General features: G+C 44.6%; 15 protein-coding genes. 3 read left to right on the top strand and 12 right to left on the bottom strand.

Features of this window, described 5'->3' with window-relative positions:
• Positions 1–9: 9 nt before the first annotated feature.
• Both IPL34_RS13965 and IPL34_RS13960 read right to left on the bottom strand, forming a co-directional pair.
• Positions 10–810: an enoyl-CoA hydratase-related protein gene (locus IPL34_RS13965; protein WP_296842063.1), complete on the bottom strand. Its 801-nt coding sequence runs from the start codon at positions 808–810 to the stop codon at positions 10–12.
• 53 nt (positions 811–863) lie between these two features.
• Entirely contained in the window at positions 864–1103 is a 240-nt protein-coding gene (locus IPL34_RS13960; protein WP_296842062.1) for a hypothetical protein, read from the bottom strand.
• Positions 1104–1290: 187 nt separating this feature from the next.
• Here IPL34_RS13960 and IPL34_RS13955 point away from each other — a divergent pair, with 187 nt between their 5' ends.
• On the top strand, positions 1291–1527 hold the full coding sequence (locus tag IPL34_RS13955; RefSeq protein WP_366931101.1) for an Lrp/AsnC ligand binding domain-containing protein: 237 nt from the start codon (positions 1291–1293) through the stop codon (positions 1525–1527).
• 63 nt (positions 1528–1590) lie between these two features.
• Here IPL34_RS13955 and IPL34_RS13950 read toward each other — a convergent pair whose 3' ends face one another.
• On the bottom strand, positions 1591–2292 hold the full coding sequence (locus tag IPL34_RS13950; protein WP_296842060.1) for a Crp/Fnr family transcriptional regulator: 702 nt from the start codon (positions 2290–2292) through the stop codon (positions 1591–1593).
• A gap of 208 nt (positions 2293–2500) precedes the next feature.
• Here IPL34_RS13950 and IPL34_RS13945 point away from each other — a divergent pair, with 208 nt between their 5' ends.
• The gene (locus IPL34_RS13945) at positions 2501–3718 is read left to right on the top strand and encodes a hypothetical protein (protein WP_296842059.1); all 1218 of its coding nucleotides are present in this window, start codon (positions 2501–2503) and stop codon (positions 3716–3718) included.
• Between the two features lie 141 nt (positions 3719–3859).
• On the opposite strand, the gene IPL34_RS13940 is transcribed toward IPL34_RS13945, so the two are convergent.
• From IPL34_RS13940 to IPL34_RS13920, 5 genes are read right to left on the bottom strand one after another with little or no spacing between them, the layout of a single operon-like run.
• Positions 3860–4534 (bottom strand): c-type cytochrome, encoded by a 675-nt coding sequence (locus IPL34_RS13940; RefSeq protein WP_296842058.1) that lies wholly within the window; start codon positions 4532–4534, stop codon positions 3860–3862.
• Positions 4531–5883 carry an NAD(P)/FAD-dependent oxidoreductase gene (locus IPL34_RS13935; RefSeq protein ID WP_296842057.1) on the bottom strand — a complete coding sequence of 451 codons (1353 nt, stop codon included), beginning with the start codon at positions 5881–5883 and terminating at the stop codon, positions 4531–4533. The genes IPL34_RS13940 and IPL34_RS13935 overlap by 4 nt, the downstream gene beginning before the upstream one ends.
• Positions 5880–6482 carry a hypothetical protein gene (locus tag IPL34_RS13930; RefSeq protein WP_296842056.1) on the bottom strand — a complete coding sequence of 201 codons (603 nt, stop codon included), beginning with the start codon at positions 6480–6482 and terminating at the stop codon, positions 5880–5882. The genes IPL34_RS13935 and IPL34_RS13930 overlap by 4 nt, the downstream gene beginning before the upstream one ends.
• A 9-nt stretch (positions 6483–6491) precedes the next feature.
• Positions 6492–7715, bottom strand: coding sequence for a hypothetical protein (locus tag IPL34_RS13925; RefSeq protein ID WP_296842055.1), 1224 nt, complete (start codon positions 7713–7715; stop codon positions 6492–6494).
• A gap of 2 nt (positions 7716–7717) precedes the next feature.
• Positions 7718–9100 (bottom strand): c-type cytochrome, encoded by a 1383-nt coding sequence (locus IPL34_RS13920; protein WP_296842054.1) that lies wholly within the window; start codon positions 9098–9100, stop codon positions 7718–7720.
• 264 nt (positions 9101–9364) lie between these two features.
• Between IPL34_RS13920 and petA the strand changes: the two genes are divergently transcribed.
• Positions 9365–9967 (top strand): ubiquinol-cytochrome c reductase iron-sulfur subunit, encoded by a 603-nt coding sequence (gene petA / locus IPL34_RS13915; protein WP_296842053.1) that lies wholly within the window; start codon positions 9365–9367, stop codon positions 9965–9967.
• Positions 9968–10017: 50 nt separating this feature from the next.
• On the opposite strand, the gene IPL34_RS13910 is transcribed toward petA, so the two are convergent.
• From IPL34_RS13910 to purL, 4 genes are all read right to left on the bottom strand, one after another.
• Positions 10018–10494: a phosphate-starvation-inducible PsiE family protein gene (locus IPL34_RS13910; protein WP_296842052.1), complete on the bottom strand. Its 477-nt coding sequence runs from the start codon at positions 10492–10494 to the stop codon at positions 10018–10020.
• Between the two features lie 3 nt (positions 10495–10497).
• Complete coding sequence (locus tag IPL34_RS13905; protein WP_296842051.1) at positions 10498–11172, bottom strand: DUF3226 domain-containing protein; 675 nt, start codon at positions 11170–11172, stop codon at positions 10498–10500.
• A complete protein-coding gene (locus tag IPL34_RS13900) occupies positions 11165–12217 on the bottom strand; it encodes an AAA family ATPase (RefSeq protein ID WP_296842050.1) in 1053 nt (350 codons plus the stop codon). The genes IPL34_RS13905 and IPL34_RS13900 overlap by 8 nt, the downstream gene beginning before the upstream one ends.
• Before the next feature lie 77 nt (positions 12218–12294).
• Positions 12295–16188: a phosphoribosylformylglycinamidine synthase gene (gene purL / locus IPL34_RS13895; RefSeq protein WP_296842049.1), complete on the bottom strand. Its 3894-nt coding sequence runs from the start codon at positions 16186–16188 to the stop codon at positions 12295–12297.
• Positions 16189–16451: the final 263 nt, after the last annotated feature.

Raw genomic sequence — 16451 nt, 5'->3', positions numbered from 1 at the left:
TGGAGACCGCTATTCGCTTTGATTTAGCCAACTCGCTGGACGCTTAGCTAAAAAGGCAGCGAATCCTTCGCGTGCCTCCTCAGTACCGCGCACACGACTAATCGTTTGTGCGGTTAGCTCACGTACTTCAGGTGTAATTTCACTAGGACTTAGTTGATTAAACAACCACTTAATTTCCTGATGCGCATTAGGACTACCTAGCAACACATCAGCAATGACCATATCGACTGTTTTGTCTAAAGCCTCACTGCTCACTACTTGATGAACCAATCCCAGCTCTAATGCTTCATGAGCACCAATACGTGTAGTCGTTAACGCTAAACGTTTAGCTTGTCGCCGTCCCACCGCATTAATCACATACGGACTAATAACCGCAGGCACAATACCAAACTTAGCCTCACTTAAGGTAAAGGTGGCGTTATCGGCAGCTATAGCTATATCACAGGCACACACTAAGCCCACGCCCCCACCCAATGCGGCTCCATTAATACGTGCAATAGTCGGCTTAGGGCAAGACTCAATAGTATGCAGCATCTGAGCTAAACGCCTTGCATCCTCTAAGTTCCACTCTTGGCTAGCCTCACTGGCTCGCCGCATCCACTGCAAATCAGCCCCGGCACTAAAATGCTTACCCTCGCCTGCTAATACAATGATGCGTACTTTAGGGTCAGCCATTAGCTCAGCAAATACCGCTTGAATTTCGGCAATCATCACTTCATTAAAAGCATTAAATACGGCTGGGCGTGCCATCGTGACTTGAGCCACCCCAGTGCCGCGCTCAATAAGCGTTAAAGTTTGCCATTTCGACATACATTCCTCACTAGCATTCAATCAAGATTGTGGTGAATAAGATCAATGACTCTTTACTCACTGATTTCCCACTCAACTTCTACTTCATCACCAGCACCCATAGCTTGCTCTAATAAGGCAATCAACGCTGCTTCAGCCCCCTCTTCAGCTAAAATTTCTAACTCCGCACGATTGAGCCAGTAATCATGATCGGTACTGCTTTCTTCTTCTAAACGATCAACCAAAAACTGTAACTGGGCAGGGGTTAAAGTACCAATGACTTGTTGGGTATCTTTATTTTTTAAAGTAATCATGACCACACTCCATCCTGAATGACATTAAGATTAAACAGTGGTTAGCACCATAATAGAAGCTTGCCGAGATAGCAACTCAGCGCCTATAAAACCCAATAATTAGACGGACTAGAGCAGATGACGCTGTGCTGGAATCCTGCTACATTGCAGTTTTAGTATTCAAGAGATGACTGCCGTGCATGATTTAATGACCTGCGTATTTGTGCAATTGCGCTGTAAACCCGGCAAAGCTTATCAAGTCGCCGATCAAATTTACGAGCGCGAAATTGTTTCAGAGCTGTACTCGACCAGTGGGGAATGGGATTTACTATTAAAGCTCTATGTGCCACATGAGGAAGATATTGGTAAATTTATTAATACTCATATTTTAGACATTGAGCATATTGAGCGTTCACTGACCACTCTAACTTTCAAAGCTTTTTGAACGCATAATAAAACACTTAGTAACATACCTAATAAGCTGGGTACTCAAACCCCAGCTTCTCAGTCAGTCATCGACACAAGCCAGTGCTTGTAAACGCTCAGGATCTAACAAATGAATACGTCCTTGACGCTCCTCAATTAAACCTTGGCGTTTCCAATCCGAAATAAAACGACTCACGGTTTCAATGGTTAAACCTAATAACTCACCGATTTCACCGCGTGACAACGGTAATTCAATCCAGCCATTAAACCCCGTAGGCTCACACCAGCGAATCAAAAATGAGGCTAAGCGTTCTGATGCTTTTTTAGCACCTAGCTCTACCATCATATCTTCCGCTTCGCGTAAATGTTGAATCCAGCGCTTCATCATAGCGCTCTCAATTTCAGGATGCTGGCGCTTGAGCGCTAAAAGTTCTGCTAGCGGTAAACGACACACCTCTATTTCACATAAGGGAATAGCACTATGGTTATAAGGCTCGCCAATAAATCCATCAAAGCCAAAGCTATCCCCCGCCCGAATTAAACGCACAATCTGAGTACGTCCATTAGGTAAAGTTTTCACTAAGCGTATCAAGCCTTGGCGCAAGGTATAAGCACAAGTGGCAACCTCGCCCTGATGATATACAGCCTCATTGGAAGCAAAGGTCATGATAGACGGTTGAAAATGCTGAATTTCTGTTAAATTCGCCTCCGGTAAGAGCGCAAAAATACTGAGTTGCCGAATCGCACAAGTACGGCACTGCCCCTTACCTTTAATATTAGACATGACAACCTCATTACCATCATTGTTATCGAAACAAGACTAAGCTGCATTCGTAGTGAAGGCAAGTGCCCTGAAGGTTGGCATGCCATTCGCCTACTCAATACACCCGTTAAAAGCATTGATATTTTGCATATAGTAGTATATTAGAATAATATAATATTCCAATGTAGCAATACATTTATTACAACAATACATTGAATAGGTAAAAATCATGTTCCGTTTACGTCATAATTTGGGAGCAAAATACTCCCCTATGTATTTCTTAGCGGCACTAGGTGCAGGAGGGGCTGCGGTAAGCTTCTTCATGTACTTAATGTTTATCACACCACACCCTACTACTCCTATTCCCACTTGGGAATCATGGCTCGTGGTATGGGCTAAAAACGACCCTTTTATGCAAGGTATGATTGCGGTGGCTTTAACAGCGATTGTCTTACTCTCCTTGCTCCATGTGCGTTTATTAATTTGGAACCTTATTGAGTATCAGCGCTTCAAACGTACCGAAGCTTATACCCGTCTAAAAAGCAGCAATGCTGAAGTACAACTTATGGCCATCCCTTTAACCTATGCTATGTCGATTAATGTAGGTTTTATATTAGGTGCTTTATTTGTACCGAATCTTTGGTCGGTAGTGGAGTACTTATTTCCACTGGCTATGCTTGCTTTCTTAGCCGTAGGGGCTTATGCATTGGTGATCTTCACAAGCTTTATAGGACGTATTTTGGCTACAGGTCAATTTGATTGCTCTAAAAACAATAGCTTAGGACAAATGCTAGCTGTGTTTGCTTTTGCTATGGTAGCCGTTGGTTTTTCAGCGCCTGCTGCGATGAGCCATCATCATTTAACTTCAGGAATCGGCATTGTATTAACTTTAGCGTTTCTAAGCTTTGCTGCGGTCTTGGGTGCGGTGTACTTAGTCTTAGGTTTCCGCGCTATGCTGCAACAAGGAATTGATCGTGAAGGTTCAGTATCGCTTTGGATTATTATTCCGATTTTGACTGTGGGGGGCATTGCACTGTATCGCTTAACCATGGCAATGCACCATAATTTTGGTGCTGAAGCCACTGCTATTGAAAGCTTAGCCTTCTTTAGCGTCATTCTCGGTATCCAATTATTCTTTGGTATTGTCGGATTAGCTGTCATGAATCGCTTAGGCTATTTTGCGACTTATACTAGCCGTGAAGGTGAAGGTCGTAGTGCAGGGTCTTATGCCTTGATTTGTCCGGGCATTGCTTTAGTGGTCTTATCCTTCTTCTTTTTACATCAAGGCTTAATTGCTGCGGGTCTAGTGACTAAGTTCTCCTTAGCTTACTTTATCCTGTTAGCACCGATAGTAGCCTTACAACTGAAAACGGTTTTAGTAATGTTGCGTTTAAATAGCAAATTACTCGGCCGTGAAAAAGTACTCTTCAATCCCGTCACTGTTTAAGTGACGACGATTAGGCAATGGGCATAAACTCATTGCCTAACACCTGTTCTAAATCCCTTACCCTAAAAAAAACCCACATCATCCAAAGACTCTGTGGGCAAAACACCAGAAACCAAGCGGTTTCAAAGGTGAGAAGTAGGATCAATGCGCAGCGTAATAATCAGCCAATAGTTTAATTTCTGTAGCGCTTAACTGGCGAGCAATCGCGGTCATTACCTGATTCACATCATTATGTCGAGCACCAGAACGGTATAAGTCCATGGTACGTATAAAGCTCAAACGCGTCTGTCCGGCTAAAGCAGGGGCTGCAAACTTTCCACCCTGACCTTTGACCCCATGACACGACGCACAGGGCGTAATGAGACGGGTAGGATCACCACTACGTACTAAACTAGGGACTGTTTGTTTAACGTTATTCAGTGAGGCAGGTAGAGGCAAACTAGCATAATAGCTAGCAATATCTGCCAAATCTTGAGCTGATAAATCCTTTACACTTGCGGTCATGAGCTTAGCGCGTTCATCCTCAGCCCTTAAACCCGATTGATAATCCAATAAGGTTTTATAGGTATAATCCGCTTTCTGCCCCGCTACACTCGGCCAATTACGTGTGGGTGCAACACCTGCTGCACCGTGGCAAGCAATGCACATAGCGCTATGATGCAACTGCTTACCACGCTCACTATTGCCCTGAGGTCTAGCTTGTAAAGCCTGCTCTAAACTAGCAGGCGTCCAAGCTTTCGCTTCGAGCGGTGCTGCTTCATTGGCTAATGCACTACCTACAGCCATCAACGCTATTAAAAAGGTGGCTAATTTCATCCGAAACAATCCTCTGTAAAAGCTTGCAGCCATGCTTGCTGGTACACTGCCCCTAAACGAATTTCTTCAGGCGTTGCCTCTAAACGCAAATAACGCGAGGCTTTACCTACACGCTGAATTTTGTTTTCAGGCTCATTCAGTTCAAATACATCCGCTACATACAGACCATAATCGGAAGCAGCTAAGGCATAACAGGTATTTTCCCAATACGGCACAGGAGCTTCACGCCCTGCTAACAGTTCAAGTACGGCACGCGCCACACTTTTGGCTTGAGTATTGGCTGAAAAACCCGATTTCGGCATGGCATCCGCGCTACACGCATCACCAATAACATGCACATAAGGATGAAGCGTGGACTCAAAGGTCTTACGCTGATTCGGACACCAACCTTTCTCATCTGTTAGCCCCATTTTGGCGGCTAATTGTCCGGCTCTCATAGGAGGCACGATATTAATCACATCGGCTTTAATCTCACCGCCCGCCGTCGTGAGTACCTTTTTTGTAGCATCTAACTTCAGTGGCGTTCCCCCCTCAGCGGCTGGAATCCAACTTAATATCCCCTCACCTTGATGCTGTAACACCTCTACGGTCTTGGGTAGGGTTGCAGTAAATTTTTTAGGCATATTAAAACCATAGCGCCGATTCCAACCTAGCATCATGGTTTGATCAGTCACAAACTCATCTTTAGGATCAACAATGATCACCTTTGCAGTCGGATTATGGCGTTGACACCATTCCGCTATTAATGCAGGGCGCTCATAAGGTCCCGGTGGACAACGATAAGGGCTAGGAGGAGCGACCATTAAAAAGGTTCCGCCTTGGGGCATAGCTTTGAGCTGTTGAGCTAGCAACTCAGTTTGCGCCCCCGGAATCCAGCCACTCGGAATTTCATGCTCGGCAATCTCGTAGGAGTAACCCTCAATCTTGTCATACAACAACTCGATTCCGGGTGAGACAATAAGACGGTCATAAGCAACCTTACTGCCCTGCTTAAGCTGTACCTGCCGCTTGGCAGCATCAAACCCTATAACCTCATCAATAATAATATTAACACCATACTTAGAGCGTAGTGTGTCATAGGTCACTACCAAGTCACTCATTTGAATATGCCCAGTCACCACCTCGGAAGAGCCATAAGGTCTTAAATACTGAGCATTTTTCTCAATCAACGTCACCTTAATATGAGGGTCAAACAACTTGAGATATTTAGCTGCGGTCGCCCCTCCTACACCTCCACCAATAATCACTACCTGTGGTGCTGTAGCGGCAAATAAGGAGCGGCTGGGTAAAGTGCTAGTGAGCGTTAAAGCGCTTAGCCACTTTAATAATTTACGCCGTGAGGGATTCATGGTAGGTCCTCCAAAGGCAATTGGGCAAAGTAATCGCCCATAGCTTTAATCTGATCTTCACTTAAACCTTTAGCCACCGTACCCATTAAAGTAGAGGGGCGCTTATCGTCCCGAAACGCTAACATCGCGCCGACAAACTCTTCTTGTTTCATACCAGCCAAGGGCATAAAAGCTGCATTGTGGATACGCCCTAATGTGCCATGACAACCTGCACAGGTATGCGCTAGACCTTCGCCTTGATGAAAAGCGGCTGGCTTGTTACTTAGCTGAGCCATGCTTGCAGTCGTGGATTCAGCGGGTGCAATGGCGGTAGGTTTAGCCTCGACTTGAGCAGGTGTAGCGTTATTCGTGGGGGTTTTAGTCTCATGAGGCTGGAGCTTTGCCAACTCCTCTTGTACCACTTCTCGAACCACCTCACGAATTAAACTGCGCAACTCCTCTTTAGATAAAGTACTGTCAGCACTCGCTACGGCTGTATCAGTACTAAATAGAATAGACTCAAGCATTGTAGTAGTGGGTTTAAAAGGGGGCGGTGGATTATCCGCACTGACTGAATAAGTCACTAGAGCTAGAATACTAGCGAATAGATAGTGTTTCATGCTCATCTCCTAGCGCCACCAAACCCAAAAACCGAGCACAAAAAAATGCACAATCCACACGACCATCATACCGATGACCCAATTACCGAGACGGCTTAAAGCAGGTGATGGTGTGTAAATCCCTTCAGTACGTCCCGCTTGCCATGCAATCATTAGGTAATAGGCTAGAGTGCTACCGCCTACCAAGGCAAAAGTGACAAAGAACATCGTGGTGCTATACCAATCCACATTCACTTTATAATCCAATGTGTTATAGCCAAACTTACCCTTTAAAATGGCAAAGCGCTCTAACTCACGCACCGTTGCAATCACTAGCACAGTCAGCACTATTAGACCGACTAAGCCATAACTTCCCCATACACTATTGAGCTTGCGATTTAATAGGGTCGGTGCAACGCTTACTAGGACTAATAAAGCCACTGCCAACCAACTTAAAGGTTGAGTGAGCAACTGAGTGAATAAAGAGGGAGTCGTTGCTACCCATATAGCGCCCACTACTAACACTACCCCCCCACCGCTTAACATTAAGCGCATCCCTAACACTCTTAGCCAATGTAAATAATCGCGCTGTATACCAATACATTCACTGACATATTGACGATAGGCAATAATAAAGCAGCCGATTACTGGCAACCCCAAGAGCATGAAAAAGCCGTAGCGTGCTAGGTGATAACTGTGTAGCTTTGTGCCACTCGCATCTATTGTCTGATTAGGGGCATACCACTGCATCCATTGATCAGGCGAAAGCATTTGATAGGTCAAGGTGTGCATAATAAAACCGACCGTCCAAAACAATACCAAGGACACCATTAGGCTAAAAATACTGCTAGTGGGTTGGGTGGCTAAGTGATGATTGCGGTAATAGAAGTAGTACAGTAGCAAATAGGCAAGCGTTAAAATCACAATGAACCCGATGACCCACCATGCTGAAAGCACATTTGAGGTGTACCAGAAAGGATCATAAGTCACTTGTACAAATAATAAGGGCGCGACCCCTAAGACTACGGCAACAGATACCGCCACTTTAGCCACCACTAATAAGGTTTGGGCGAGGCGGCGTGGGTAATCACTACTCGATAACGCGCCCCAAAGTACTAGAGCAGAAGCACCTACTAATACCTGTACTGCAATAATATGTAGCGCAAAGGTCACCACCCCTAGGATTAAAAACACTAAAGGATGAGAAGGCACACCTGCTACATCACGTAGGCTATACAATAACTCTGGTGTCATGTTTACTCTCCTGCTTTAGCGTGTTTAACCGCAGCCTTGGCTGAGGCGGGACTGGCTAAGGAGGCTATATAGGTCGCTAAGGCTTGTGCCTCTGCGTCGGTCAAAGGAATTTTAGGCATGTATAAAGTATTACCCGTCGCTAATGCCCCTAATAGATAGGTTTTAAGCGCTTGTGTATCGGTATTGCCTCCAAAATACTTAGCCAGAGGGCGAATACCACTGGAGGTTAAAGAGTGGCAATTCGAGCAAGCCGTCATAGCCAAGGCATGCCCCACTTGAATCTGATTATCATCTGTCACAGTACGCAGTGAATCAGGGAGGAAAATATGGGTTTTGAGAAAACCTTTTTCTTCTAAGAGTGGAATTTCAGATTTAATACCTAAACTGGGAACATCATGAGCAATGACTTGATTAGAATAAATATATTGCCCCACCACATAGGGCTTACGAATCGACTCACGAGCGACTTCCTCCGGCCACAAACCAAATACTAATAGTATGACAGTCATCACGCTGGCTATGGCAGGCACAATACTATTAGGACTCATCAAGATCCACACGAAATAAGCCACCATTAAACTCAGTACACCCAATAGTGCAGGCTGGAAGTAATCGGGTAGACGATTTTCCATCACTAAATGAGCGTAGTCAGGCAACGTGTTTAAATACCATTGGAATAAAGCCGCACCACTGAGAGTGGACACTAAACCTAACCATGCGAGACGGCGCATCATTTCATGCTTAAACTCAGGCTCTTTAATACTAGCAGCGACAATGCCCCCCACCACCGCTGTCATAGTAAACATAAACGCAGTACGCAGAGCTAACTGAGCAAAGGTATTTGCACCATAAAAACCATTTAAATAGCCGCCCTCCACAAACCACTCTGGCTTACCCGGCCACATCATAAAGGACAAAATACCGATAATAATCAACATAGTGCCATAGGAAGCTAGACCAAAACTAATCGCTATACGCATATGCGTTTTTTGATCCACCTTCCCCACCAGATAAATCACTAGGTAAACACCCACCACTTCAATCACAAAGAACACCCACTCGGTCGCCCACTTCCATACAAAACTATGAATTAAGGCTGAGATACCGCGTGGACTCGCTACTGTGGTGGAAAACCAAATGCCAGGCCCTGTAATAGAACCGATCACATAGGAAAAAATGAGCAAAAACAGACCATATTGCTTAATGTATTGCAATAATTCGGGACGATTATGGCGATAAGCCATTACGGACAAATAGGCAAACACCAGCGCTGCCCCTACCGCAGTATGTGAAGCTAAAACGTGAATGGTTGCGATCACCGCGACGATCCAACCACTACCCAGCATAGGTTCTAACCATGTGGGATAGAGTCCTAACATTTCCATCGACTCTCCTTAAAAACAAACTTGCCCTGTTGCAGTTAGCTGCTCAAAGCATAAAGGCGAGCAAGCTTCTAGGTTTTTAAGGCTGACTACTTTGATAATTTTTAAATTTTATTAAATTATATACTAATTTAGTCACTTATTATTCCCAAGGCTCAGTACTATCTCTCTCTAAGGAGAAGGTTTGCGCATTATCAAGGAGCGGTTCTAGTCCTTACCGTAGTGTTTTACTCAGTTTTATAGCATTAAGCTTTTAAGGAATTCACTATGTCAGAACACTCAACCTCTACCGGCCGTCGCCGCTTTTTAGTAGCCGCCACTTCTGCCGTAGGTGCAACCGGAGTCGCCGCCGTCGCAGCGCCCTTTTTAGCCTCTTGGTCACCTAGTGCACGAGCCTTAGCAGCAGGTGCATCGGTAGAGTTTGATGTGCGCAAAGTAGCAGCAGGACAAATGTTACGTGTGGTGTGGCGTGGTAAACCGGTGTGGGTAGTCCATCGCACCGAAGAAATGCTCGCCAATTTAGCCAGTAATGATAAGTCGCTACGCGATCCCGAATCGCTAGTCAAAGAACAACAACCCGACTATGCCCAAAACCCGTATCGCTCGCGTGATCCTAACTATTTGGTCTTGGTGGGTATTTGTACTCATTTAGGCTGCTCGCCGACTTATCGTCCTGAAGTAGCACCCGCTGATTTAGGTGCTGACTGGAAAGGAGGTTGGTATTGCCCTTGTCATGGTTCACGTTTTGATTTAGCGGGACGTGTTTATAAAAATGTACCCGCCGCCACTAATTTAGTAGTACCACCTTATTATTTTAAGGATGAAAGTACATTATTGATTGGGGAAGATGCGCCCGCAGTGAAAGCCTAGTCCTGTTGCAGCCCAAGAGATTCATACCCTCTTGGGTGCAACTACTCTGTTTAGTTCTGTTGATTATGATTACGCCCCATTAGCCAATAGGTAATACCCAAAGCAAAGGCAGCGGCTGAAATACTTAAAATATACTCCGGTGTAGCTTTTTCAGAGTCCAATACAATTAACTTCCGCGCCACCGCCATTAAAGCAGTTGCTACCACTAACTGTACTGGAATCACATTCGTACCAAGATATAAACGAATATTAATGAAGATTTCAATGGCAATCATTACCGCCATGAATGCACCAAAAGTTTGGAAAATATCACTAATTTCCAATAAATACTTGGGGGGAGCCATAAGACGTTGATAAAGTACATAAACTACATCGCCAATACCCCACAAAATCACAAACATCATAATGACCGCCAATATTTTGACAGCTACCCGAATAATACGATGCAGAAATGAAATTAAAATATCTTCATGTTCTGCGGGCAGCTCTTCGTGAGCCATTTTTGATTTATTTTTTTCAGTAACCATAATTTACGCCGTAAAAGTGTTAAGATAATCCTTTAAACTATTTAAAGCAGCATGCTCAAAATCCCAAATGGGTTTAGCCATACTTGCCTCAAATGAGCATTTTCTATTAGCTTGTTTCTTATCTTCCTTAGAGCAACAGTCATAACGCTGGTAGATACTAATCCAAAACTTATCAAACTCTTTGCTTGAAATGGTTTTTCCTTGACCAGCTAAGCAAAATTGCCAAGCATTTAAACAATCGGCAAAACTAGAATCTTGGTTTTTAATGGCTTTTAATAAAGTCTCTAACTCACCCACTCCATCATAGCTTAGTATATGACATGAAAGATCAACATCATATTTTTCACAGTGTAGCCAATGATTAAACTCTAAGGGGGCAAGATCAAAGCCACATTCACTAATCGCTTGATTGACTAATCCTAAACGCTGATCAATGCCTTGCTTATCCGCATCGACTATGATGCCTAGCTTTTGAATATCATCCTTTTCTATAGTGGTTTGTATTTCAGTTAGCTTATGCTTTAGCTTAGCCAATGATAGTCCTTCTAAACACTCATAGTCATCGATAGAGCAAATAGGGTTTTCTACTTTAATAGCGATTTGATTAATGTGCTTTAGCAAGTTTTCTATGAAGAACTTATCATTTTGGCTTTCGACAATGAGGACATTTTTACTCACCACGAATATCCTCATTGTGGTCTAAAGCATATTTTAATTGCTCAGCATCACGGTAAGCGGCTGATATTCTTTGCTTCTTTTGGCTATAGAACAGCTCGAAATAAGCACCACTATCCTTAGTATTCTCTAGTAGTTGAGTATTATTAAAGGCAGTAATACATTCTTTCGAGTGAGAAGTTACAAATACTTGGCAATTGGCTTGAGCACTAGCTAGGAAAATCAGCTCCCAAAGCTTGGGATAGTTGGTGTAGTGAATACCGTTTTCTATTTCATCTATAAATAAATAGCCATCTTGACTCGCCCAAATAGCACAGAGTATGGCTATATAGCGGTTTACGCCCTCACCTAGGGAACTTAGCAATACTAATTCATTTTTATTAGCCAACTTTGCTTTGAGCTTTACTCCTTGACTCATAGGAACTACTTTTATACTTCTAAGATAGTCGCTAAAGACCCTTATTGAATCCTCTAAAAAATGCTCTTTGTCCTTATTAATAATTACACCATATAAAATTGCTAGCTCATCATCAGACAAACGAGATGACTTAACAAAAATCCCCTTAATTTCTTCTTTCTTAGCTCGCATAGAAAAAAAAGCATTCAGATCTGCATCTGACAAACGTCCAATAGGTATAGTTGTATTAGCAACACCAACTACAAAGCGCAATGCCATATCAGATAGATTATCAAAAGGAGGACTATCAAATTGTTGTTTAAATAGGTGGTTGGTTAAATCACTAATATCCCTGTTTATTTCTACTTGATTTAGATTAGAGTTTAGCTTAAAACTTATACTATTATCATGAAATAAATCATTCTCAAGATAACCTTTGTCTTGTCTACGCCTTAATAGTGTCCACGTAAGATAAGCCAATATATAAGGATTATATGAGTTGCTTACTAGCTCTAAAGCCTCCAAAAGCGCCGTTTTCCCTACATTATTTTTGCCGCCAACCAAATTCACTCGTTTAAAGCCATTGATTTCTAAACTCTCAAAGCACTTAAAGTTTTCGATTTTTATAGTTTCAATACCATGCTGGCTCATAACGAACTCCTTAGGATTAGACAAGAAAGCTAACCACCTCCTTGCCTAATAGTAGCAAAAAACCTCAATAACGCAGCTTAGCCCACCCACACCCGTGCATTGCCAAACATACGCATCCAAGGTGCTCCTCCTTCCCAATCATGCGGCAACCATGAATGCAATACCGCACGGAACACCCGTTCAGGGTGCGGCATCATAATGGTAAAGCGTCCATCTCGGGTCGTTAGCCCTGTAATCCCTAACGGTGAACCATTGGGATTTTCAGGATAATGCTCGGTTGCTTCACGATAATTATCCACATAACGCAAGCCTACTAAGCCCTGAGTGAGCATATCTTTTGGATCAATACCTTGATCAAATACCGCACGCCCCTCACCATGTGCGACCGCAATCGGCAACATCGAGCCTTCCATCCCTTGGAAGAATAATGAGGGCGATTTCAACACCTCAACCGCTGCATAGCGCCCTTCAAACTGCTCAGAGCGATTACGATAGAAACGCGGCCAGTGCGCTGCCCCCGGAATCATATCGCGCAACTGCGAGAACATTTGGCAACCATTACACACCCCCAAACCAAACGAGTCTTGACGCGCAAAAAATGCCGCAAATTCATCACTCGCACGCGGATTGAGTTGAATTGTCTTAGCCCAGCCGCCCCCTGCGCCCAATACGTCACCATAGGAGAAACCACCGCAAGCGACTAAGCCTTTGAAGTTTTTCAGACTCACCCGACCGCTAATAATATCGGTCATATGCACATCCACCGCTTTAAAGCCCGCGCGATCAAAGGCAGCCGCCATTTCGATCTGACCATTCACCCCTTGCTCACGCAAAATCGCCATCGCCGGACGTGCACCTAAATTGATATAAGGTGCTGCTACATCAATCGTTGCATCAAAGCTAATATCAAACGGTAGCCCCGGATCATTCGCATGGTCTAGGCGCTCAAACTCTTCGCCCGCACAATCGGCATTATCGCGTAGCGCTTGCATGCGATAGCTCGTTCCTGACCAGATTTTTTGCAGTTCCGCACGCGGCGCTTTGAATAGCTCTTTATGCCCAAAATTGATAATGAACTCATCGCTTTCATTCAACTCACCAATCACATGAGTGTGGTGCCCCAACCCCGCATCACGGAAAGTTTCGAGCACCGCATCGGTATCAAAATGACTGACTTGAATGACGGCTCCCAGTTCCTCACTGAATAAAGCAGGCAGTATTGAGCCGCCTAACTCACCCAGCGCTAGCGTAATACCCACATGCCCCGCAAAACTCATTTCGGCGAGGGTTGCGAGTAAGCCACCATCAGAACGGTCGTGATAGGCGAGAATCAAATCATCAGCGCGTAAATCCTGAATGACCTCAAAGAATGATTTCATTGCTTCGGGATCATCGAGGTCTGGGGCTTGATGCCCGACTTGATTGTATACTTGGGCTAAAGCAGAAGCGGCTAAGCGGTTCTTGCCTTTACCTAAATCAATCAAAATTAAATCCGTATCACCTTTGTCGGTGCGCAATTGCGGCGTTAAGGTATTGCGCACATCACGCACGGGCGCAAAAGCTGAAATGATTAAGGATAAAGGCGCCACCATTTCGCGCTGTTCGCCGTCTTGTTGCCAGACGGTTTTCATCGAGAGCGAGTCCTTGCCGACCGGAATAGCCAGTCCTAAACGTGGGCATAACTCCTCACCGACTGCTTTTACCGTGTCATAAAGCGCTGCATCTTCACCTGCATAACCCGCTGCGGCCATCCAGTTGGCAGAAAGACGAATATCACGCAAACTTTGAATATCAGCCGCTGCAATATTAGTAAGCGCTTCACCAATTGCCATACGACCAGAGGAGGCTGGACTCACCAAAGCAATCGGAGTACGTTCACCCATTGCCATTGCTTCACCGAAGTAAGTGGTGTAATCACTCACTGTGACCGCAACATCCGCCACAGGTACTTGCCAAGGACCAACCATTTGATCACGCGCGACCATTCCGGTAATGGTGCGGTCGCCAATCGTAATCAGGAAAGCTTTAGACGCCACCGTAGGCAAACGCAATACCCGCTCAATCGCGTCTTGTAACTCAACACCTGCTAGTTCGACTTCCGGCTTATGGAAGGTTTGATGATGCACATCGCGCAGCATTTTAGGGGGTTTGCCCAGCAATACATTCATGGGCAGATTCACGGGGGTATTATCAAAGAGTGAATCGCCTACTAATAATTGCTGCTCGGCGGTGGCAGTCCCTACTACCGCATACACGGCACGCTCACGCTCACATAAAGCTCTAAATTCACTCAGCCGCTCCTCAGCGATAGCCAGCACATAACGCTCTTGAGCTTCATTGCTCCAGATTTCCATCGGCGCCATACCCGGTTCATCATTGGGTACTGCACGCAATTCAAAACGCCCGCCGCGTCCTGCATCATTAATAATTTCAGGAATCGCATTGGAAATGCCACCTGCACCCACGTCGTGAATCGATAAAATCGGATTGTCATTACCCATTGCTACACAGCGATCAATCACCTCTTGGCAACGACGCTGCATTTCAGGATTGCCGCGTTGTACTGAGGCAAAATCAAGATTTTCAGTACTCGCACCACTCGCCATAGACGAGGCAGCACCGCCCCCTAAACCAATCAACATCGCAGGACCACCGAGTACCACTATGGGAGTGCCTTCAGGTAAAGGTTTTTTCTGAATATGATTCGGGCGAATATTACCCAAGCCACCTGCGATCATAATTGGCTTGTGATAACCGCGCAGTTCAGTACCTTTAGCTCCGGGGGCTTGCATTTCAAAGGTGCGGAAATAGCCTGCTAGATTAGGACGCCCAAATTCATTATTAAACGCTGCCGCACCAATCGGACCCTCGATCATAATGTCTAAAGCAGACGCAATACGAGAAGGCTTACCAAAATCGTGTTCCCACGGCTGGACATAGTTGGGAATCCGTAGATTAGAGACTGAAAAACCACATAATCCCGCTTTGGGTTTAGAGCCAATTCCTGTTGCGCCCTCATCCCGAATTTCACCACCTGAACCTGTGGCAGCACCCGCAAAGGGGGCAATAGCAGTCGGGTGATTATGAGTTTCTACCTTCATCAGAATATGTACAGGCTCATGGCTGTAGCGATATTCAGCCGTTTTAGGATCGGTCAAAAAGCGCGTGGCTTCTGAGCCTTCAATCACCGAGGCATTGTCTTTGTAAGCCGATAAAATCCCGTCTGGATTATGTTGATAGGTATTGCGAATCATACTAAACAATGATTTGGCTTGAGCTTTATGATCAATCAACCAATCGGCATTGAAAATCTTATGGCGACAATGTTCCGAGTTAGCTTGGGCAAACATCATTAATTCAACATCGGTGGGATTACGCCCTAATGCAGCATAGTTTTCGGCTAAATAGGTAATCTCATCCGCTGATAGCGCCAAGCCCCAATCTTTATTCGCTTGAGCTAACGCCGCTTCAGCATTACCACTAATATCCACAAAGCGTAATTCGCCCGGCTCGGTATGCCTAAATAAGATTTCTGCATCTTGATAGTTATTCAGCACAGTCTCGGTCATGCGGTCATGCAGCACCTTAGCAAGCGTTTGATATTGCTCAGTACTTAGCTCAGCGCCTTCTACAACGTAAACGACCCCACGCTCAATACGCTCTATCATAGTTAAGCCGCAGTTATGAGCAATATCAGTCGCTTTACTAGACCAAGGTGAAATCGTTCCGGGACGTGGAATCACTAAAAATAGATTACCAGTTAGTAGCACTCCCGTTGCAGCTTGCTCACCATAGGTTAAAACCGTCGCTAAGCGCTGCTGTTCAACGGGGTCTAGCTCGCGCTCAACACGGACAAAATGCACCCATTCGGCATATAAGCTCTCAATCGCAGGCACTAGCGCTTGCAAAGTTTTAAGTAATTTATTACGACGGAAATCAGTCAGCGCAACGCTACCGGGAAGAATCAACATAATCTTTGGTCTGAGGGTATTTGCAAAGCGGGTATGATAGAGCATCTGTGTGGAGCCTGCCACTAATGAACCTGTGACATTAAGCGACTAGACTGGACAAGCGGGCTACTGAATAGCGCAATTTTTTCTCTAAAGCTTTCTATATCATGAATTTTGTTCTAGTATGTGCTATATAACCTACTTATTAAATAATAATTAAAAATTATATTAAAAGATCTAAATCTAACTAAAAAATCACTTAATCACCGATACCCTGATTGGTT

It is taken from the genome of Thiofilum sp., assembly GCF_016711335.1.
Classification (GTDB): Bacteria; Pseudomonadota; Gammaproteobacteria; order Thiotrichales; family Thiotrichaceae; genus Thiofilum.
This window is presented reverse-complemented; position numbering and strand designations above follow the sequence as displayed.

Excerpts from the sequence above, each read along its gene's own strand:
- IPL34_RS13965 (WP_296842063.1), bottom strand. The coding sequence starts at position 810 with ATGTCGAAATGGCAAACTTTAACGCTTATTGAGCGCGGCACTGGGGTG.
- IPL34_RS13960 (WP_296842062.1), bottom strand. The coding sequence starts at position 1,103 with ATGATTACTTTAAAAAATAAAGATACCCAACAAGTCATTGGTACTTTA.
- IPL34_RS13955 (WP_366931101.1), top strand. The coding sequence starts at position 1,291 with ATGACCTGCGTATTTGTGCAATTGCGCTGTAAACCCGGCAAAGCTTAT.
- IPL34_RS13950 (WP_296842060.1), bottom strand. The coding sequence starts at position 2,292 with ATGTCTAATATTAAAGGTAAGGGGCAGTGCCGTACTTGTGCGATTCGG.
- IPL34_RS13945 (WP_296842059.1), top strand. The coding sequence starts at position 2,501 with ATGTTCCGTTTACGTCATAATTTGGGAGCAAAATACTCCCCTATGTAT.
- IPL34_RS13940 (WP_296842058.1), bottom strand. The coding sequence starts at position 4,534 with ATGAAATTAGCCACCTTTTTAATAGCGTTGATGGCTGTAGGTAGTGCA.
- IPL34_RS13935 (WP_296842057.1), bottom strand. The coding sequence starts at position 5,883 with ATGAATCCCTCACGGCGTAAATTATTAAAGTGGCTAAGCGCTTTAACG.
- IPL34_RS13930 (WP_296842056.1), bottom strand. The coding sequence starts at position 6,482 with ATGAAACACTATCTATTCGCTAGTATTCTAGCTCTAGTGACTTATTCA.
- IPL34_RS13925 (WP_296842055.1), bottom strand. The coding sequence starts at position 7,715 with ATGACACCAGAGTTATTGTATAGCCTACGTGATGTAGCAGGTGTGCCT.
- IPL34_RS13920 (WP_296842054.1), bottom strand. The coding sequence starts at position 9,100 with ATGGAAATGTTAGGACTCTATCCCACATGGTTAGAACCTATGCTGGGT.
- petA (WP_296842053.1), top strand. The coding sequence starts at position 9,365 with ATGTCAGAACACTCAACCTCTACCGGCCGTCGCCGCTTTTTAGTAGCC.
- IPL34_RS13910 (WP_296842052.1), bottom strand. The coding sequence starts at position 10,494 with ATGGTTACTGAAAAAAATAAATCAAAAATGGCTCACGAAGAGCTGCCC.
- IPL34_RS13900 (WP_296842050.1), bottom strand. The coding sequence starts at position 12,217 with ATGAGCCAGCATGGTATTGAAACTATAAAAATCGAAAACTTTAAGTGC.
- purL (WP_296842049.1), bottom strand. The coding sequence starts at position 16,188 with ATGTTGATTCTTCCCGGTAGCGTTGCGCTGACTGATTTCCGTCGTAAT.